This is a genomic window from Capnocytophaga genosp. AHN8471, assembly GCF_016806945.1.
Lineage (GTDB): Bacteria > Bacteroidota > Bacteroidia > Flavobacteriales > Flavobacteriaceae > Capnocytophaga > Capnocytophaga periodontitidis.
Window position 1 is genome coordinate 18541 of the sequence record NZ_JAESPJ010000019.1, and the last position, 20283, is coordinate 38823.

A 20283-nucleotide genomic window follows, 5' to 3' on the forward strand; every position below is an offset into this window, starting at 1 on the left:
ATGCGCTTCCCACAACCTTATACTCTTGAACAAATAGCGACTATTATCAATGCAAAATACGTCGGAGCAAAAGATTTTCCAGTACTTGGAATGAACGAAATTCACGTCGTACAAGCTGGTGATATAGTTTTTGTAGATCATCCTAAGTATTACGAAAAAGCTTTGCACTCTAAGGCTACCATTGTACTAATTAATAAAGAAGTGGAATGTCCGGAAGGGAAAGCTCTTTTAATCTCCGATGACCCTTTTCGCGATTTCAATAAACTCACCGATTTTTTTAAACCTTTCCAAAAAGCAACAGCACTCATAGCACCTTCAGCTCGTATAGGTGAAAATACAGTAGTACAACCAGGTACTTTTGTGGGTAACAATGTAGTAATAGGTAATAACTGTCGTATCCATTCCAATGTGAGTATTTACGATGATTGTGTAATAGGTGATAATGTAACTATTCACGCCGGTACAGTGCTCGGAGCAGATGCTTTTTATTACAAAAAACGCCCTGAAGGTTTTGATAAACTCAAGTCTGGCGGTCGTGTAGTAATTGAAGATAATGTTGATTTAGGTGCCCTTTGTACCATTGATAGAGGAGTAACAGGTGATACCACTATCAAGAAAGGAACTAAGATAGATAACCAAGTGCACATAGGGCATGATACGGTAGTAGGCGAGAAGTGCCTCATCGCTTCACAAACAGGCATTGCAGGTTGTGTAGTGATAGAAAACGAAGTAACTATTTGGGGGCAAGTGGGAATGACCAGCGGAATCACCATAGGTGAAAAAGCAGTGATTTTAGCCCAAAGTGGTATTTCTAAATCGTTAGAGGGCGGACAAACTTACTTTGGTTATCCTGCTGGGGAGGCCCGTGAAAAGTATAAGGAAATGAGCGCGCTCAAACAACTTATCAATTGTAAATAGATTTAAATTAGATAATTTGATAAAAAAGAGGCTGTCCTTAAAAGTTTAAACTAAACTTTTCGGACAGCCTCCCCTTTTCTTTTAGACCATAAAAAAAGAGCAAATCATAAGCCGGATTCTGTACTTATCATTGCTGATAAGTGCTTATCATTTATCTCGGTTAATGATTGCTCATTAGCTCTAACCGCCTACCCTCCAACATCGGGCGAGCAACCCTCAAACGCTGGTTTACGCGGCGTTGCACCTCATAGAGTTTACCTGATTTCACTATGGCATTACCCATACATTCTTTCTGTTGCACTTGTCCTCGCCTCGCGGCGGACGGGTGTTACCCGCTATGATGCTCTGTGGTGTCCAGACTTTCCTCTACTTTCGTAGCGATAAGCTGATTTGCTCTTTTCTTATGCAAAAATAATTAAAATATCTTTACTGACAAATTTTAAATCTCAAAACTAATAAAAACTCCATTGTGGTCGGACATATATTTTCCCTCTTCATTGAAATGATCCCAAGCTCCTACTTGATATTCTTTCATTTCTTTGATAAAGGAATTGGAAATACAAATATGGTCTATGTTATTTCTTATCTTGTTTTTAATAGGATCAGGGTGTAGAAAAGGGGAGAGGTCTCCTTCTGTTACGCAAGTTAAATTTAGTTTCTTGAGATAATCAGAAAGTAGTTGTCTTACTTTTTCAGTGCCATATCCTTGATGGTTATATCGGCTTTGGTTAAAATCACCCACTACCCATAAAGGGTTTTGAGTTTCTTCTGTAATACGTTGCCAATCCTTAGCCTGCTGGTGCAAGTCTTTTTCGTGATATTCCCATTGTTTATACCCTAAATTTCCATACCTAACTCCTGATACTCCTGCTTGATGGTAAGGAATAATTGTCCCAAAAACAGTAATATCCCCAAAAGGTGCTTTTATTACAGCACAAGCTGTTCGGTAGTTGTCGAAAGTTTGTATTTGTTCAGTGATTTGCCATTTAGAGAAGATAGAAACCCAATGTTCTTCAGGAGTTCTTTCATAAGCTAAAGAATGTACAGAAAACGGATATAATTCCGTTAATGATATACTAGTAGCATTTTCAGTAAGTACTAAAACATCGGCGTTGAGTTCTTCAATTTTTGCTATGGCAAGAGCTGTTTTTTGAGTTCCTTTTTTAGGACGCTCAACATTCCAAGTAGCAATTTTGTACATAGTTTCTTTAATAATAAAAAAACTTTGCCAAAGACCGTAGCACGGTAGGCTTTAAGGACTTTGACAAAGTAGTTTATATTACGTATAATTCTTAACTTAACCCTATATACTTTTGATTAGGTTTTTCATAAGGTGTTAATACACTTGCTTCAAGCATATTGAAATTTAGTAATAGGTTGTTTTCCTTTTCTTCATCAAAAAGTAAATCGTAGAGATAATGATGAACAAAGATATACCATTTTTTATTAGGATTTACTACTGCAAAACCAGCGACATCGTTGCCTTTATCAAGATAGAAATACTCCCATTGATAGAAATTCATTACTGCATTAGCAAATAATTCTCCTAAACCATAAGCTAAATCTACCTTGTCGTATGCTAAGGTATCGGTAGTAACTTTTTGCTCTTTATAAGCATCAATAAAATGTCTTAAAGAAGTAGCTACTTCTTTAGGATTGCTTTCATCACAAGCGAAATTATTTTCTTTTAGCAAGTCAATAGCTTTTTCTTTCAAAGCTAAAAGCTCTTCTTTTTCTTCACTATCAGCTAATCTTTCAGTAATTTCAGCCATAAATATCAATTTTTAATTTTCTAATTTGCTAATCTGCTAATTAATAATCGCCCAACGTTTCAGGGTTCTGTGCTAGACCTTTAGCCAATTGCTCGTCATTAGGAGCCTTGCCGTGCCAAGCGTGAGTGCCCATCATAAAGTCTACGCCATTCCCCATTTCGCTGTGGAGCAAGATACACACGGGTTTACCTTTGCCGGTTAAGGCTTTGGCATCTGCCAATCCTTTTAAGATAGAAGCAATATCGTTGCCTTTTTCAATATCGATTACCTGCCAGCCAAAGGCTTCCCATTTAGCGCGAAGGTTACCTAAAGGCATTACAACATCAGTAGGACCGTCAATCTGTTTGTGGTTGTAATCAACTGTAGCGATGAGGTTGTCTACCCCTTTACCGCCTGCGTACATAGCGGCTTCCCATATTTGTCCTTCTTGTAGTTCGCCATCGCCGTGAAGAGTATATACAAGGTGCTTGTCGCCGTTGAGTTTTTTAGCAAGAGCTGCCCCAATGGCAACCGAAAGACCTTGTCCTAAGGAGCCTGAAGCCACGCGTACGCCTTCCAAACCTTCGTGAGGAGTAGGGTGTCCTTGCAAGCGTGAGTTGAGCAAGCGGAAAGTATTTAGTTCGCTTATAGGGAAGAAGCCACGGCGGGCTAATACGCTGTAAAATACGGGAGATATATGTCCGTTAGAGAGGAAAAATAAATCCTCGTCTTTGCCGTCCATTGTAAAAGGAAGTTTTATGTCCATTACCTCGTTGTAGAGGCAAACGAGAAATTCGGCACAGCCCAAAGAGCCTCCTGGGTGTCCTGAATTTACTTTGTGAACCATTCTGAGGATATCTCTACGCACCTGCGTAGTAAGGTCGGTAAGTTGTTGGATATTCATTGTATTTCTTCGTTTTATATTTTGATGTGGCAAAGGTAGAAAATAATTGATAATTAACAATGAATAACGAACAAAAATATACTGAGATTTATAAATTTGCTAATTTGCTAATTTCTTTCTACCTTTGCCCCAATGAAACTAAAAAAATAGAAATGATGGCAGAAGCTTCTTTCACAGGATTTATACGAACAATCCTGATTATTATATTGATATTCTTGGGGATAAGAATCCTTATGCGCGCTTTTGCTCCTTCTATAATGCGCTTTTTCCTCACTCGGATGAGCCAAAGAATGCAAAAGGAATTTGAACGCGCTCAAAATCAATACCAACAAAATGCTTACCAGCAAAATCGCTCTCAGCGACAAGCTGGAGAACAAACAATTATCAATAACAATCCTCATTCTAAAAACCCTCAAGCTACCAAGCAAGTAGGCGAATATATCGATTACGAAGAAATTTAATTCACAATGGCAAAGAAAATTACCCCCCACATTGTTATAATTGCGCTATTCGCAGTCATTGCGCTCGCTTTTTTCTATCCCGTATTGCAGGGGAAAGGCATATTCCAAAGTGATATTGCTCAGTACACGGGTATGGCAAAAGAACGCAACGACTACCGCCAAACAGAAAACAAAGAAACCTATTGGACGAATAGTGCCTTTGGTGGTATGCCTACCTATCAATTGGGGGCGCAGTACCCTAACGACCTTGTAAAACAATTGGATAGGACACTACGCTTCTTGCCACGTCCTGCCGATTACCTCTTTTTATACTTCGTAGGGTTTTATATTTTGCTCTTGGTGCTCAAAGTAGATTACAAAAATGCTTTCTTGGGGGCTATTGCTTTTGGGCTTTCTACTTACCTGATTATCATCTTAGAGGCAGGACATAACTCTAAAGCACACGCTATTGCTTATTTTGCACCCGTATTGGCGGGTATCTTGATGGTTTTTCAGCGGAAATACCTTTGGGGAGGCTTGCTCACAGCAGTGGCTTTGGCTTTAGAACTCTCTGCCAACCACTTCCAGATGACGTACTACCTACTTCTTTTAGTACTGCTCTTAGGCGCTGGATTGCTCTATAAAGCTGTTAAAGATAAACAACTCAATGATTTTGCAAAAGCAACTGCTGTACTTGTGGGGGCTGTGGTGGTGAGCGTGCTCGCCAATGCTACCCTGCTACTCACTACCAGCGAATATGCCGATTGGAGTACGCGCAGTAAATCTACACTCACTTTTACTCCAGAAGGAACGCCTAAAAAACAAAGTAGCGGACTCTCTCACGACTATATCACCGAATATAGTTATGGTATCACCGAATCGCTGAACCTCATTGTGCCTCGCTTATTAGGAGGCTCTAACGGTGAAGATTTAGGTAAAGATTCTCATACTTACGAAGTTTTATTGCAATTAGGAGCGCCTCCTGAACAAGCTCTCAACGAAACAAAACATTTACCTACCTATTGGGGTGACCAACCTTTGGTAGCCGCTCCTGCCTATATAGGTGCAGTAGTGTTCTTCCTCTTTGTGTTAGCTCTTTTTGTAGTGAAAAACCGACTCAAATGGTGGCTCTTGGCAGGTTCATTAATGGCTCTTGTGCTCTCTTGGGGTAAAAATTTTGGTATCCTTACCGATTTTATGATTGACTATTTTCCGCTCTACAACAAGTTCAGAGCCGTATCGTCTATACAAGTGCTCTTGGAACTCTGTGTGCCTATATTGGCAATCGTCGGACTGCAACAATTCCTTAAAACAGAAGAAGAACAACGCAAAAAATACCTACTTCACACCCTTTATATTTGCTTAGGATTAATGGGAGTACTTTTGTTAGCCAAAGGATTCTTAGACTTTCAAGGCGCTAACGATAGTTACTATGCAAACCAACAAATACTTCAAGCTATAGTGGAAGACCGCAAGAGCATCTATACCGCCGATGTGTTGAGAAGTACAGTGCTTTTCCTCCTTACTGCTTTAGCTTTGTTTCTCTATCAATACAAAAAAATCCCACTTAGGGGAATGCAAATTGCACTTTTAGTCTTGCTTTTCTTTGATTTGGGAGGGGTAGCCAAACGCTATGTGAATAAAGATAGTTTTGTAGATAAATACCAAATAGAAAATCCTTTCGAGGAAACCGCTGCTGATAGAGCAATTCTGCAAGATAAGAGTTATTATCGTGTTTATGAACCTCAAGTGGGGATCAATGGGGCACGCACTTCGTATTTCCACCATTCTATTGGAGGCTATCACGCTGCCAAACCCAAACGCTTGCAGGAACTTTTTGATTACCAAATCGCTAAAGGTAATATGGAAGTCCTCAATATGCTGAACGTGAAATATATAATTTTGCGTAACCAAGAAGGACAAATGCAACCCATACATAATGATGATGCTTTAGGCAGTGCGTGGTTTGTAAAACAACTCAGTTTAAAAAATAATGATGATGAGGTAATGCAGGCTTTAGAGAAATTTAAACCTGCTCAAGAAGCTTTGGCAACAGCCAATGATTTGAAAACAACCCTCCCCACACAATACACTGTTGATACAACTGCAGTGATTACACTAAAAAATGTACGTCCTGATGAACTGATATACGAAAGTAACAATCCTCACAATGGTTTGGCAGTTTTCTCCGAAATGTACTACCCTCACGGCTGGAAAGCTACTATCGATGGCAAAGAAGTGCCTATTTATCGTGTAAACTATACTTTGAGAGCGCTTTCTGTACCCGCTGGCAAACACGAAATACGTTTTGCTTTTGAACCTCAAATAGTAAAAACAGGTAGTAGTCTCAGTTTAGTAGGTGCTATATTATTAATGTTATGGCTTGTAGGGGGCATCGTGTGGCAAACGAAGAAGAATAAAACAAAAGATTAATAATTTACCACGTAAAGAAAATGCCTCCTGTTACTACAGCGTAGAGTTTTTTGATAGGGAAGATAGGTTTAGTGTGTTGGATTGCTTGATAAGAGAGCCATGCTCCAAAATGTTCGTTAAAGTGATGTTTGAGGTCAAAACTATAGGCAAAACGCGGATTCTTTACATTGCTGTCTAAACGTGAATGTAAGTAGCCGCTGGTAGTGAAGTTCCATTTTTCGGTAAAGATTACTTTTAACCCCATTGCAAAACGCGCTTTGATGGTTTGCTGCTCACGTGTTTCATTGGGTACTGTAAGGTTAGGTACGCCATCCATATTCCACTTCTCATATTCATAAAAAAAACCAATACCTCCTGTCCAAACGAAATGCTCTGATTGCACAAAGTGATAACGCGATTGCCCTCCTGAAGCAATACGCAATAGCAATCCTCTACTGGGTACCCATACAGCTTCAGTAAAAGGATATATTTCCCATCTTGGTTTGGCTAAATAACGGTATTCAATATGTATAAAACCATTACTCACATTCACAGTATTGCCAATAGTAGTAATCTCTATCTGATTGAGAAGTGTAAAAGCCTTTTTATTACTTAGCAGAATACTCACATTGGTATTGTTTTTCACTTGAAAAAAATTGTCTTTCTCTGTTTTAAAATTTATTTCAGGTGCAATGCTCCCCTGCCACACCTTTGTCGTGTCAATTGCAGGGGCAAGGCTTTCAGTAAAAATGATTTGAGCTTGTAATGAGGTGCTATACAATCCCATTAATAATAGGTAGTACTTAAAAATTCTCATTTAAATAGTCTTTTATAAGAAAAAGTTGCTACAAAGATACAAATAATTATCAAACAAACAAAATTTTAATATCACAAAAATCTGATTTTCAATTGTATGTTATGGTATATTCGTTGTAAACTTTATTACTATCAGATGAAAAAAATCGTTTAACCGTCGTACTACAACCTTATTTTACTCGAAATTATCGATTTCTACTTTTAGATTGTTGATAATAAACTCTTGGCGATCAGGAGTATTTTTACCCATATAAAACTCTAAAAGCTGCTCAGTATGAATAGATTTATCCATCATCACAGGATCTAAACGGATATCTTCACCTATGAAATCTTTAAACTCATCAGGAGAGATTTCACCTAATCCTTTAAATCGGGTAATTTCAGGTTTTCCTTTGAGTTTTTCTATAGCGGCTTGTTTTTCTTCTTCGCTATAGCAGTATATCTTCTGTTGCTTATTGCGCACACGAAATAAAGGTGTCTGCAATATATATAGGTGTCCCTCTTTGATGATTTCTGGGAAGAATTGTAAAAAGAAAGTGATAAGTAGCAAGCGAATGTGCATACCATCTACATCGGCATCGGTGGCGACTACGATATTGTTATAACGGAGGTCGTCCATAGAATCTTCGATGTTTAAAGCTGCTTGCAAAAGGTTGAACTCTTCATTTTCATACACTATTTTCTTGGTCATCCCGTAAGTATTAAGCGGCTTACCGCGCAGTGAAAAGACTGCTTGGGTAGTTACATCACGCGACTTGGTGATAGACCCCGATGCTGAATCCCCCTCGGTGATGAACAAGGTACTTTGAAGAGCGCGTTCATCTTTGGTATCAGTGAGATGCACACGGCAATCGCGGAGTTTGCGATTGTGTAAGTTTGCTTTTTTAGCTCTATCTTTGGCTAATTTGCGAATACCTGCCAATTCTTCGCGTTCGCGTTGTGCTTGCATAATTTTTCGCAAGATAGCATCGGCAATTTCATTATTTTTATGCAAGAAATCATCTAAATTTCGGCTTATGAAGTCATTGATATAAGTGCGCACTGTAGGCATTCCTTCACCCATTTCGGTAGAACCTAATTTGGTTTTTGTTTGGCTCTCGAACACAGGTTCCATTACTTTGATAGAAAGCCCTGCGATGATAGATTTACGCACATCTGAAGGGTCGAAATTCTTTTTGTAGAAATCGCGAATGGTTTTCACATAGGCCTCTTTGAAAGCGTTGAGGTGCGTACCTCCTTGCGTGGTGTTTTGTCCATTTACAAATGAGTAGTACTCTTCGCTGTATTGGGTTTTGCTATGTGAAATAGCGACCTCTATATCCTCGCCTTTGAGGTGGATGATAGGGTATAGGAAATCTTCTTCGTTGTTATTTTCAGCTAAAAGGTCGCGAAGTCCGTTTTCAGAATAGAACTTTTCGCCGTTGTAGTTGATTGTGAGCCCTGGGTTGAGGTATACGTAGTTTTTGAGCATACGCACCACATACTCATTGCGAAATTTAAAGTTTTTGAAGATGGTATCATCAGGAATGAAAACGATTCCTGTACCGCGTCTTTTAGTACTTTCTTCTATAGGAGATTCTTCTTTTAAAATACCTCTTTCAAAAGATGCTGATTTTGATTGATTATCGCGTATCGATTCTACCTTGAAGTAAGCCGAAAGAGCATTCACGGCCTTAGTACCCACTCCATTGAGTCCGATAGATTTCTTAAACGCACGAGAGTCATATTTACCCCCTGTATTCATTTTAGAAACTACATCTACTACTTTTCCTAAAGGGATACCACGACCATAATCGCGTACTTCCACTTTATTATCGTTGATTTTTACGTCGATGGTTTTACCCGCACCCATTATAAACTCGTCGATGCTATTATCTATTACTTCTTTGAGGAGCACATAGATACCATCATCAGCTGAAGAGCCATCTCCCAGCTTTCCGATGTACATACCAGGGCGTAAACGTACGTGTTCTAAGGGGTCGAGAGAGCGAATGCTATCCTCGTCATATCTTACTTCTTCCATAATGATTTTAGGTGTTTGAGGGGGCAAAGGTAGTAATAATTTGTCAATTAGTCAATTAGTCGATTCATAAATTAGCAGAGCATCCTCTGAGCTTTTTTTACAGCCTCCACGAAAGTATCTATCTCTTCAAAAGTGTTGTATACAGCAAAACTCGCTCGCACTGTACCTGGGATTTGATAAAAATCCATAATAGGTTGCGCACAATGGTGCCCTGTGCGTACTGCTATCCCTAATTGGTCGAGAATCACCCCTACATCGTAAGGGTGTACCCCCTGCAAGTTGAAAGATATAACTGCTGTACGTTGTGTTAAATCGGGGTTGCCATAGAGGATAATCCCTTCTATAGTTTGCAGCTTTTCAATGGCATAAGCTAACAATTGATGTTCGTGAGCCGCTATAGCCTCTATACCTAAGGAGTGTATGTAATCAATAGTAGCACCAAAGGCAATACCGCCACAAATATTGGGTGTACCCGCTTCAAATTTATAAGGCAAATCAGCATAAGTGCTCTTTTCAAATTGCACTTGTTTAATCATCTCTCCTCCTCCTTGATAAGGAGGCAATTGCAACAATAATTCTTCTTTGCCATAGAGTACACCTACGCCCGTAGGTCCATACATTTTATGAGCCGATACAGCATAGAAATCTACATCAAGGGCTTGCACATCGGGTTGGAGGTGCGGAGCTGCTTGCGCTCCATCTACCAATACAACAGCCCCTACACAATGTGCTTGGGCTATAATTTCAGCAATAGGATGTATATTGCCCAACGCATTTGATACGTGTTGTACACATACCACTCGTGTGCGTTCATTAAGCAGTCCGCTATAGACTTGCATATCCCAAATACCCTGCTCATTCATTGGGATTACCTTTAGGGTAGCCCCACTTCGCTCACAAGCCAACTGCCAAGGTACTATATTGCTATGGTGTTCTGAAGCCGAAATAATCACCTCATCACCGTCTTTCATAAGAGCAGCATAGCCATTGGCAACCAAGTTGATGCCGTGAGTCGTACCTGCTGTAAAAATAATTTCGGAAGATTTACGAGCGTTAAAATGGCGTTGTAGTTTCTGTCGTGCCTGCTCATAAGCATCAGTAGCCTCTTGACTAAGGGTGTGTACTCCACGGTGGATATTCGCGTTTTGGTATGTATAGTAATGTACTATCGCCTCAATCACAGAGGTAGGCGTTTGAGAGGTCGCACCGTTATCAAAATAGATGAGCGGACGATTGTGGATTGTGCGGTTGAGTATAGGAAAATCTGCGCGTATTTCAGAGATGGTTTTCATTTTTTTGTGAGATTTATTTTCTTCTCCACTTGTTTAATTGTTCTCGAGAAAGAAGTTTTTTCAATTTAGTGTTTTGTTCCCAATTTGTTTTCCAATCACAATAGTTATAGCTATTTACAATAGTCTTAGCATCTTTTAGCTCAATCTCTATTTCAGTGTTATCTAAAAGAATATTGTGCTTTATCTTTGTTTTTAGAATTGTACCATTGTGTCGCCTTACAATGCGATGATAGGCTTTTCTACCTATTCCACTATCTTTAAAAATGGCTTTTTTATAACTACGAGACATTGAGATTTATTTTTCATTGTGCAAATATAAAGCAAAAAATTGAAAAAACGACTCTTATAATTTTATTTTTGATTTAGTAACCCAAAAAAATAAGTAACAACTAATAGCTAATTATGAGTGATTTACTAATCGACAAATTGGCTAATTGCCAAATTATTACTACCTTTGCGGTCTTAATTAGAAAAATAAAAAATGAAAACAGAAGACTTACTGAATATAGCGCATACCTACGGAAATCCTGTGTATGTATATGATGCTGAAAAAATTAGCAGTCAATATCAACGTCTTTCCAATGCTTTTGCCTCAATACCTAAATTGCGTATCAACTATGCAATGAAGGCGCTTTCTAATATTGCTGTCTTGAAACTGATGAAGAGTTTAGGTGCTGGACTTGATACCGTTTCTATCCAAGAGGTACAATTAGGTTTATTAGCAGGTTTTGCTCCTGAACAAATTATCTTTACTCCTAATGGGGTATCAATGAGTGAGATTGAAGAGGCGATGCGTTTGGGCGTTCAGCTGAATATAGATAACCTTTCGTTCTTGGAACAGTTTGGCACGCAACACCCTGAAGTACCAGTGTGCATTCGCATCAACCCACACGTAATGGCAGGGGGTAACAGCAATATTTCGGTGGGGCATATTGATAGTAAATTTGGAATTAGTATTCACCAAATTCCTCATATCTTGCGCATTGTAGAGAATACAAAAATGCACATCAACGGTATCCACATGCATACGGGTAGCGATATTTTAGATATAGATGTATTTCTTTATGCTGCCGAAATACTCTTTGAAACAGCAAAGAACTTTAAGGACTTGCAATTTATAGATTTTGGAAGTGGTTTTAAAGTGCCTTATAAAGAGGGGGATATACAAACAAATATAGAGGAGTTAGGCGAACGCCTGAGTACACGATTTGCGGAGTTCTGTAAAGAATACGGGCGCGACCTTACATTGGCTTTTGAACCTGGTAAATTTTTAGTAAGTGAGGCAGGACGCTTTTTAGTGAAAGTGAATGTGGTGAAACAAACTACTTCCACTGTGTTTGCGGGTATTGATTCAGGTTTTAATCACCTCATCCGCCCTATGTTCTACGGGGCAACTCACTATATTGAAAACCTCTCTAATCCTGAGGGTAAAAAACGCTTCTATTCGGTAGTGGGCTATATTTGTGAGACAGATACTTTTGCTTCTAACCGACAAATAGCTGAAATTACTGAAGGAGACATTCTTTGTTTCCATAATGCAGGGGCATATTGCTATACAATGGCAAGCAATTACAATTCACGTTTGCGTCCTGCTGAAGTATTGTGGCAAAATGGTGAGGCGAAACTCATCAGAAAAGCAGAGACTTTTGAAGATTTAGTACGAAACCAAATATATTGATTTAAGAAATTAGCAAATTAGCAAATTTTCACATTTGCTAATTTGCTAATTACAAAAAACGGTTGTGCCAGCTATCTTCTAAAGGCACTTCCCAATTTTCTTCGTATTCTATTTTGGTATTTACCAAATTGTTGAATACTATAGTTTGAGCCGATACAGCTTTATCTTTTACCATCTTCTTGAAATCGGCGAGGTTTTTATATGCAATATGTTCCCCTTGACGGTAACTCACATTCATACGATCGAGCAAAGTGACATTGTACTGGGCTTCTAAATCCTGAATGAAACGCGCTAAAACATCAAGAGAGCAGCCGCCTACACCGTGAGCATCAGGAGAGGCTCCTATCACAATAAAGCGGTTGTAACGCAATTCAAAAGAGGAAAGCAATTCCTTGCCGTGTACCATCCAATGGCTTATAAAATCTTCTAACTGAGTGCGCAATTGCGCTTGTTCATCTTCCGTAAAACTGCGGTTACATTGGTATATCCACACACGGGCATCATCGGGGAGTTGTTTAAATTCTTTATACATTTTTTTTAGGTTTGTGGTATTAGGTTAGTGTTTCATTAATCGGTCTAAATTGCGCTTGTTGTCGCGGTCTTTGATGGTTTCGCGTTTATCGTATAGTTTTTTACCTCGCACTAAAGCAATGTCCATTTTTGCTAAACCTTTGTCGTTGATAAAAAGTTTGAGCGGCACAATGGTGAGTCCGCTATTTTTCACTTCTTTATTGAGTTTGCGCAATTCTTTTTTCTGTAAGAGCAATTTGCGTTCTGTTTTAGGGCGGTGGTTGTAGTGCGTACCAAAATCATAGGCCTCGATAGTAGAGTTGATTACAAATAGTTCACCTTTGTCATTAAACTCACAAAAGCTCTCAGCTATAGAGGCTTTTCCTAACCTTATTGATTTTATTTCGGTACCCACGAGCACGATTCCCGCTGTGTATTTGTCGAGAATTTCGTATTCAAACTTAGCACGTTTGTTGAGTATCTGTACTGTTTTCTGAATTTTCATATATAGAGATTTTATCCTGGAATTCTCACTTTTATTTTATCAGTCATCGCATAAGCTTGACAAGTGAGGATATAGCCTTGCGATACTTGTTCGTCGTTGAGCACTTCATTTTTTGCCATTTTAGCTTCTCCTTCTTCTACCTTACCGATGCAGCTACTACACACACCATTGAGGCAGGAGTAAGGTGCATCATAACCGCGAAAAAGAGCAGAGTTTAGGAGCGTTTGGTTGCGTGCACTCTCAAAAGTATGAGTTTTGCCATTGAGTTGTAGTGTAATGGCTACATTGCCTTGCAGGGAGCTGTAATCAACATCGGCGGGTGAAGCTTCAAAGAGTTCGGTGAAAATACGGTCTTTATCAATACCTCTCAACAGGAGTATTTCACGGAGGTTTTTCACGAGTTCGGTAGGGCCACAAGCGTAGTAACGCCCCCAATTGAAATCTTTGTACTTAGTAAAAAGTTCATTCACTATTCTATCGTTGATACGCCCTGTATAGTGGTCGCCCCAAGGTTCTTGACTAAAGGCATAATGCACCAAAAAACGGTCGGGGTATTGCGCTTTTAAAGCCTCAATTTCGTCAAAAAACAAGGTTTCTTCTTTAGATTTATTACCGTAGACAAACACCACTTTAATATTGGTTTTTGCTAAAGCAGTTTTGGCAATACTCATCATAGGAGTGACGCCACTTCCTGCCGAAAAAAGCATAATATCGCGATTTCCAAAAATATCGTAGAAAAAAACAAACGAGCCCATAGGCGGCATCACTTCTAATACATCGCCTGCTTTGAGCTGGGTAGTGGCATAAGTAGAAAATAATCCGTTGGGTACGCGTTTCACAGCAACGCTCAATTCATCCTCATTCACTCCTGAACAAATGGAATAAGCACGACGTACTTTTTGTCCGTTGATGGTTTGTTGTAGAGTAAGGTATTCACCAGCCTCAAAGCTAAATACTTTTTTTAATAGCTCGGGTACCTCAAAGGTAATCATTACCGATGAAGTAGTGAGGTGTGTGATTTTGGATATTGTTAGTTCGTGGAATTTATTCATTTGTACATTTCGTTTAAGCCGAAGTAGCCTGAAGTTGAGGTGCAGAGCGCTTCAAAGGAAAAAGATGTTTTAGCGGTTGATAGAGGGGCTCTGCCAGAGGTATTAATACCTGTAATTTCTTGTAATGTACGAGCTAAAAGCGGCTCACTTTCATCACCTAACACTCCTAAATTACTACCTATTTCTTCTATAAAAATATCAGGAGACAAACCATTTACATAATCGCCTACCCCTTTAGCGTTTTCTATTTTCATCACCAAAGGTTGCATTGCCCATTTGTGTTTAGGGTTTTTCACTTTTCCTTGCGCATCAATATAGTCGTAAATTGTAACTGACCCCTGATTTTTACCTATAGTAGTGGCTCCTACTTGTACTACTTGGATATAAGGTTTTAGCCCATTGATTACCAACTCACTAGCTGAAGCAGTATTTTCGGAAGTTATGATATATACCTTGCTCATTCGCAAGCTGTTAATTGCTATTTTTCTACTATCTTTCACTATGTTATCGGTGAAATATTCACGAGAATTTCCTCGATAGGGCTGCACTTTGCTATTCCAGCGTTCAACGGCAAATACCTGCCCTGCAAACTGACCGGTAATCATTGAGGCTAAATAGGTAGCTGTACTTACACTTCCACCACCGTTGTAGCGCAAATCGAGAATAAGGTCGGTAACACCTTGCGCTTTGAAGTCGGCAAAAGCGTTGTTGAGAGCCTCATCAAAATCGGCTACAAAGGCATTATACATTAAGTAAGCTATTTTTTTACCCCCTTTATTGAATACTTTATGAATGAGCACAGGGTTTTCGGGGGTTTGTTCTTGGCGTAGAGTGTAGGTTTTTCCGGTAGGTTCGAATTTATCATTCACAAATCTGTAAGTAGCAAAAGAGATGATAGGCGTTTTTTGCAACAGTTGTTGGGCATTAGTGCGCGTAAGTTGTTGCCCGTTGACACTCAATATCACATCTCCACGTTGTAAACCTAATCTTTCGGCATCGGAATTAGGTACTACATAGCGCACATACGCCAAATAAATCCCTAATTTTTGAACCAATCCAATCGTATAATTCATCCCCAAGTTGGCAGTAATCCCCTTGAAGTGGTTTTCGAGATCGGTGTAATTATCGGTGATATAGCTAAAGCGGTCTATTCGTTTATAATTATTGAGTAAGCCATTATAGAACAAATCCTTAGGATCACTAAAGCTCTTCAAAAACTGGGTGTAACTTTTGTTTTTATCGGCTTTGGTATCAGGTAGAGAACCAAAACGCTTGTCTTGCAAATTCTGTACATCGGCTTGCCACAAATAGTAAGCGTTCAACCCTTTCCAAATAAAATCACGTACGCGTAAATCTACATCATTCCCTGTATAGTCGGAAGCGCCTAAAATAGAGGAATTAGCATTCTCTACTGGGTCTTTTACACAGGATAATAAACTGATTGTGATGATGGTATATAAAAAAAGACGTTTCATTTTTAAAATAATTTTCTACAAAAGTAATACTTTTTTTATATTTGCAAAAATTTTTAATAAATAAGATAGGGTATTCGTTTTTAAAAGCCTACCCCCGTTCCCCCTCCCGAAGGGAAGGGGGCAATTCACAAAAGCTACTTTTTTTGATGAGAAAGCATCCAATATTTTCTACTATTATGGAGTTTATTCTCAACATATATAGGCTGTTATTTTTTATATGAATACCTTATAAAGAGGAGAGAGAACCATAGTAAGCAACAGCTTTTTAGTTATTTTTACTATGTTAATTGTTAATTGATAATTGTAAATTGAATGAGTGATATAATCCGTTTATTACCCGACCACGTAGCCAACCAAATAGCGGCAGGAGAAGTGATTCAACGGCCAGCCTCGGCGGTGAAAGAACTGCTGGAGAATGCTATCGATGCCCGCGCTACCGAAATAAAACTGCTCATTAAAGATGCAGGTAAAACACTTGTGCAGGTGATAGACAACGGTATAGGAATGAGTACTACCGATGCACGTATGGCTTTTGAGCGTCACGCAACTTCTAAAATACAAAAAGCTGAAGACCTTTTTCACTTGCAAACTAAAGGATTTCGCGGAGAAGCCCTCGCTTCTATCGTTGCCATTGCCCACGTGGAGATGCAAACCAAACGCCCTGAGGATGAGTTAGGTACCGAAATACACATCGAGGGGAGTAAAATCACACGCCAAGAGCCTTGTGTATGTCCTGCGGGTACGAGTATTGCGATGAAAAACCTCTTTTTCAATATTCCAGCACGTCGCAACTTTCTAAAATCGGATACAGTGGAATTTCGCCATATACTCGATGAGTTTCACCGCGTTGCCTTAGCTCACCCCGCCATTCACTTCTATCTGTACAACAATGGTAACGAACTCTTCAACCTACCAGCTACCAATTTCCGCCAACGTATTGTGCATCTGTTTGGAGGAAAAACCAATGAAAAATTAGTGCCTATCATAGCCGAAGATACTCCTTTAGTGAAAATCAGTGGGTTTATTGTAAAACCTGAATATTTAGCAAAGACTAAAAACTTGCAATTCTTGATGGTGAACCACCGATTTGTGAAAAATCAATACCTCAACCACGCTATTACAGCCGCTTATGAGGGGCTTATCCACGCCGACCAAAAATCAGAGTATTTCATCTCTTTAGAGGTAGACCCTACCACGATAGACATCAATATCCACCCTACAAAAACTGAAATCAAATTTGAGGAAGAGCACAGCATTTACGCTTTGCTAAAATCGGCAGTGAAACACAGTTTAGGTCAGTTTAATATTGCTCCTACACTCGATTTTAGCAAAGACCCTACTTTTGATATTCCGTATAACTACAAAGATAAAACCCCTGAATTTCCCAGAATACAAGTAGACCCCAATTTCAATCCGTTTAAAGAAGAGTACGAAAGCCGGAGCAGTAGCAGAAGTAGCTCCAATTTTGGTAATTATCCTAAAAAAACAGCCTCGTGGGAAAGTTTGTACACGGGAATTGAATCGGCGGTAGATACGTCGGCTTCTGAAACTATTGTGAGCTCACTCTTTGAAGCCGAACCTGCTAAAAATCAGGGTAAGAAAATCATCGCATTAGCTAAAAAATACTTAGTTACTACTTTGGGAGGAGAACTCATTATCATCAACTGCAATAGGGCACACCAACGCATTTTGTTTGAAGATTTTATGAAGAACCTACAATCTTCTCACACAGCAGTACAGCAGCTGATGTTTCCTTACGAACTATCTTTTGCACCTCACGAATTAGAAGTAATCACCCAGTTGCGCGATCTCTTTGAAAGCAGTGGATTTATGTTTGCTATAGAGAGCGACAAGGTAGTAGTAAGTGGCATTCCTTTACATCTTACTGATAGTGAGATACCTAATATTTTCAACGAACTATTGCAGCAGCATATAGAGGCGCTCCCTACTACCGAAAATACTCAAAAAGAAGCATTTGCTAAAGCCTTATGCAAAAGTTTAGCTGTAAAAACAGGGCAGGTGCTCAGTGAAGAAGAACAAGAAACTTTGATAAATAATTTGTTTAGTTGTCAAGAAGTGTTAATTTCGCCTTTTGGAAAGCGAATTTACTACAGTTTATCAACAAATGAAATTGATAACTTAATTAACTAATTTGCTAATTTAAATATGGAAAGAATATCAAAAACAGTATTACACCTAATTATCATCAATGCAGTGTTGTTACTCATTACAGAACTGCATCTTATTCCAAATATAGACCTCACACAACTGTTGGCACTTCATTATTTTGAGAATACTCATTTTGGGTGGTGGCAATATGTGAGCTATATGTTTATGCACGGAGGTTTTACCCACCTATTGTTCAATATGTATGCACTGTGGGCTTTTGGTACTCCTCTTGAAAATATATGGGGGCGCGGTAAGTTTCTCTTCTTCTATTTCTCTTGTGGTATAGGCGCGGCTTTACTGCATACTATAATTAATTATTACTATGTACATCAAGGATTGGAAGCTCTTCAAAATGTAGGTGTATCAACCGAAGAAGTAATCAGTGCTCTTTCCGACAGAAAATATTTGCCTATGTGGGAAACGATTATCAATAAGAGTACTTTTGACAATATGGCAGCAGCTATAGCTACCCCTACAGTAGGCGCTTCAGGGGCTATTTATGGTATATTGGTGGCTTTTGCTATGTTCTTCCCCGATGCTAAACTGATGTTATTCTTCGTGCCTTACCCTATTGCTGCACGCTATTTTATTCCTATACTTGTAGGCTTAGACCTCATCTCAGGTTTTACAGGTTTCTCTATCTTTGGAGGCAATATCGCTCACTTTGCTCACGTGGGAGGCGCTCTCATCGGTTTCCTCATTATGTTGTATTGGAAAAAGCACAGTTTCGATAAGAATAGGTGGGACAGATTCAGGTAACAAATAACAAATAACAAGCGATGAAGCGATTATTTATATTCATATTTGTATTGTGTTGGTACGGTACCAATGTATGGGCACAGACAGAGGTGCGGGGCAGGGTAATGCACGACACAATTCCGCTATCGGGGGTACACGTGCTAAACCTCTATACTCACGCCATCACCACTACCGATGCCAACGGTTATTTTACCCTTAAAGCGCGTGAACGCCATACTTTACAATTTACTTTTGTGGGAATGGAAACTGTATACCGTGTACTTACCAAAACCGATTTTGGCTTTGGAGGGCTTAATATCACAATGAACGTAGCTGTAAACCAATTGGATGAGGTAGAAGTCTCACAATATCGCAAACTATCAGCTCAAGATTTAGGTATCTTACAACATACCCCTCAAGAGCGCACTTTTGCTGAAAAACGACTATATGCTAGCAAGGGATTGGGTATTGTCTCAATTCTAAATACTTTGTCAGGACAAAAAAAGATTATCAAAAAAATAGTAGCTAACGAAAAGAACTTGGCTGTAGCACATTATATTCGTGAAAATATGGCTCCTTTTCTACAAAAAGAGCTCAAATTAAACGAAGAAGAGATAGATATTTTAGCTTATTTTGTAATGGAACGCCCCGATTTTCACGAGCTTGTACGCAAAAAAGACAACAAACCAATGGAATTTATGCTTTTAGAAGCGTGGAATGAATTACGAGCCGCACAAGCAAGCAATTGATTACTCAACAGATGAGAGATTTTTTCCTCATATTACTCCTGTTCATCTCCTTTGTAACAAGGGGGCAAGAAGCGACGCGCGTTAGAGGAAAGGTGTTCTACAATAATGCACCTATAGAAGGGGTACATATTCAAAACATCGACAATCAACATTACACAACTACCGATGCAGAAGGTTCGTTTTCAATAGAAGCTCAAAAAGGACATACGCTCAAGGCTACTTTTGTGGGTAAGAAAACTCTCTATCGCAGTCTTACTCAAATGGATTTTCAGCGATTGGTCACTCTAAAAATGACCGACGTTACGATTATTTTAGACGAAGTAAGTGTGAGTGAAAGACCTAAAATAACTGCTCAAAGTTTAGGAATCCTACAACATACCCCCAAAGAGCGCACTTGGGAAGAAAAACGAGAATATGCCAATACAGATATTCTTCAAGTAGATAAACTCACCCTCTATAAATTATTAGTAGGAAATGTAGGGATAAATTTTATAGCTATTATCAATCAGCTGAATGGTAAAGCAAAAATTATCAAACAACAAGTTATCAACGAAAAGAACTTGATGGTAGCACACTATATTGTAAATGAGATGAATAACTACCTCAAGAACGAACATCATCTAACTGAAGAAGAAATAGGCACTTTGGCTTATTATGTAATGGAGAAACCCGAAGCGCATCGCCTTGTAGAACGGAAAGAAAAAAAGGAATTAGAATTTATGCTATACGAATGGTGGAATGAATTGAAAAATTCTCAAAATTAGTAAATTTGCTAATTAACAGATTTGCTAATTAAAAAAATATTCGTACCTTTGCTAACGAAAAACAACGCTGATAAAATATATAATTAG

19 protein-coding genes and 1 other RNA gene are annotated in these 20283 nt (G+C 39.0%); 8 read left to right on the forward strand and 12 right to left on the reverse strand.

The genetic code is table 11. From position 1 onward, the window contains the following. The gene (locus JMN12_RS08280) at nucleotides 1-918 is read left to right on the forward strand and encodes a UDP-3-O-(3-hydroxymyristoyl)glucosamine N-acyltransferase (protein ID WP_203083168.1); all 918 of its coding nucleotides are present in this window, start codon (nucleotides 1-3) and stop codon (nucleotides 916-918) included. A 92-nt stretch (nucleotides 919-1010) separates the two neighbouring features. On the opposite strand, the gene rnpB is transcribed toward JMN12_RS08280, so the two are convergent. From rnpB to JMN12_RS08300, 4 genes are all read right to left on the reverse strand, one after another. Then, nucleotides 1011-1315, reverse strand: an RNA gene (rnpB, locus tag JMN12_RS08285) — RNase P RNA component class A. A gap of 42 nt (nucleotides 1316-1357) precedes the next feature. Beyond that, nucleotides 1358-2119: an endonuclease/exonuclease/phosphatase family protein gene (locus tag JMN12_RS08290; protein ID WP_088594626.1), complete on the reverse strand. Its 762-nt coding sequence runs from the start codon at nucleotides 2117-2119 to the stop codon at nucleotides 1358-1360. 91 nt (nucleotides 2120-2210) lie between these two features. Then, nucleotides 2211-2690 (reverse strand): hypothetical protein, encoded by a 480-nt coding sequence (locus JMN12_RS08295; RefSeq protein WP_009414343.1) that lies wholly within the window; start codon nucleotides 2688-2690, stop codon nucleotides 2211-2213. 40 nt (nucleotides 2691-2730) lie between these two features. Continuing rightward, on the reverse strand, nucleotides 2731-3573 hold the full coding sequence (locus tag JMN12_RS08300; protein WP_198466579.1) for a transketolase: 843 nt from the start codon (nucleotides 3571-3573) through the stop codon (nucleotides 2731-2733). Between the two features lie 59 nt (nucleotides 3574-3632). Here JMN12_RS08300 and JMN12_RS08305 point away from each other — a divergent pair, with 59 nt between their 5' ends. Both JMN12_RS08305 and JMN12_RS08310 read left to right on the forward strand, forming a co-directional pair. Beyond that, nucleotides 3633-4034 (forward strand): DUF4834 family protein, encoded by a 402-nt coding sequence (locus tag JMN12_RS08305; protein WP_009414341.1) that lies wholly within the window; start codon nucleotides 3633-3635, stop codon nucleotides 4032-4034. Between the two features lie 6 nt (nucleotides 4035-4040). After that, entirely contained in the window at nucleotides 4041-6446 is a 2406-nt protein-coding gene (locus JMN12_RS08310; RefSeq protein WP_203138559.1) for a YfhO family protein, read from the forward strand. A 4-nt stretch (nucleotides 6447-6450) separates the two neighbouring features. Here the strand turns inward: JMN12_RS08310 and JMN12_RS08315 are convergent, their stop codons facing one another. The 4 genes from JMN12_RS08315 to JMN12_RS08330 form a co-directional block, all read right to left on the reverse strand. After that, nucleotides 6451-7242 (reverse strand): DUF481 domain-containing protein, encoded by a 792-nt coding sequence (locus JMN12_RS08315; RefSeq protein WP_238423857.1) that lies wholly within the window; start codon nucleotides 7240-7242, stop codon nucleotides 6451-6453. 174 nt (nucleotides 7243-7416) lie between these two features. Further along, the gene (locus JMN12_RS08320) at nucleotides 7417-9264 is read right to left on the reverse strand and encodes a DNA topoisomerase IV subunit B (RefSeq protein WP_088594620.1); all 1848 of its coding nucleotides are present in this window, start codon (nucleotides 9262-9264) and stop codon (nucleotides 7417-7419) included. 71 nt (nucleotides 9265-9335) lie between these two features. Next, entirely contained in the window at nucleotides 9336-10556 is a 1221-nt protein-coding gene (locus tag JMN12_RS08325) for an aminotransferase class V-fold PLP-dependent enzyme (protein WP_203138560.1), read from the reverse strand. Between the two features lie 13 nt (nucleotides 10557-10569). Further along, nucleotides 10570-10845, reverse strand: coding sequence for a hypothetical protein (locus JMN12_RS08330; protein WP_203138561.1), 276 nt, complete (start codon nucleotides 10843-10845; stop codon nucleotides 10570-10572). A gap of 192 nt (nucleotides 10846-11037) precedes the next feature. Here JMN12_RS08330 and lysA point away from each other — a divergent pair, with 192 nt between their 5' ends. Beyond that, entirely contained in the window at nucleotides 11038-12234 is a 1197-nt protein-coding gene (lysA, locus tag JMN12_RS08335) for a diaminopimelate decarboxylase (RefSeq protein ID WP_203138562.1), read from the forward strand. Between the two features lie 49 nt (nucleotides 12235-12283). On the opposite strand, the gene JMN12_RS08340 is transcribed toward lysA, so the two are convergent. From JMN12_RS08340 to JMN12_RS08355, 4 genes are read right to left on the reverse strand one after another with little or no spacing between them, the layout of a single operon-like run. After that, nucleotides 12284-12766, reverse strand: coding sequence for a hypothetical protein (locus JMN12_RS08340; protein WP_002682125.1), 483 nt, complete (start codon nucleotides 12764-12766; stop codon nucleotides 12284-12286). Nucleotides 12767-12790: 24 nt separating this feature from the next. Further along, nucleotides 12791-13249 (reverse strand): SsrA-binding protein SmpB, encoded by a 459-nt coding sequence (smpB, locus tag JMN12_RS08345; RefSeq protein WP_002682121.1) that lies wholly within the window; start codon nucleotides 13247-13249, stop codon nucleotides 12791-12793. 11 nt (nucleotides 13250-13260) lie between these two features. Further along, entirely contained in the window at nucleotides 13261-14301 is a 1041-nt protein-coding gene (locus JMN12_RS08350; RefSeq protein ID WP_203138563.1) for a ferredoxin--NADP reductase, read from the reverse strand. Beyond that, nucleotides 14298-15776, reverse strand: coding sequence for a S41 family peptidase (locus JMN12_RS08355; RefSeq protein ID WP_203138568.1), 1479 nt, complete (start codon nucleotides 15774-15776; stop codon nucleotides 14298-14300). The genes JMN12_RS08350 and JMN12_RS08355 overlap by 4 nt, the downstream gene beginning before the upstream one ends. A gap of 312 nt (nucleotides 15777-16088) precedes the next feature. Between JMN12_RS08355 and mutL the strand changes: the two genes are divergently transcribed. Genes mutL through JMN12_RS08375 form a run of 4 tightly spaced genes read left to right on the forward strand, consistent with a single transcriptional unit; the run spans nucleotide 16089 to nucleotide 20196 of the window. Beyond that, complete coding sequence (gene mutL, locus JMN12_RS08360; protein ID WP_203138579.1) at nucleotides 16089-17927, forward strand: DNA mismatch repair endonuclease MutL; 1839 nt, start codon at nucleotides 16089-16091, stop codon at nucleotides 17925-17927. Between the two features lie 15 nt (nucleotides 17928-17942). Next, nucleotides 17943-18704, forward strand: coding sequence for a rhomboid family intramembrane serine protease (locus JMN12_RS08365; RefSeq protein WP_009414329.1), 762 nt, complete (start codon nucleotides 17943-17945; stop codon nucleotides 18702-18704). Nucleotides 18705-18724: 20 nt separating this feature from the next. After that, nucleotides 18725-19432 carry a carboxypeptidase-like regulatory domain-containing protein gene (locus tag JMN12_RS08370; protein WP_198466571.1) on the forward strand — a complete coding sequence of 236 codons (708 nt, stop codon included), beginning with the start codon at nucleotides 18725-18727 and terminating at the stop codon, nucleotides 19430-19432. An 11-nt stretch (nucleotides 19433-19443) separates the two neighbouring features. Next, nucleotides 19444-20196 (forward strand): carboxypeptidase-like regulatory domain-containing protein, encoded by a 753-nt coding sequence (locus tag JMN12_RS08375; protein ID WP_009414327.1) that lies wholly within the window; start codon nucleotides 19444-19446, stop codon nucleotides 20194-20196. The last annotated feature ends 87 nt before the right edge of the window (nucleotides 20197-20283 follow it).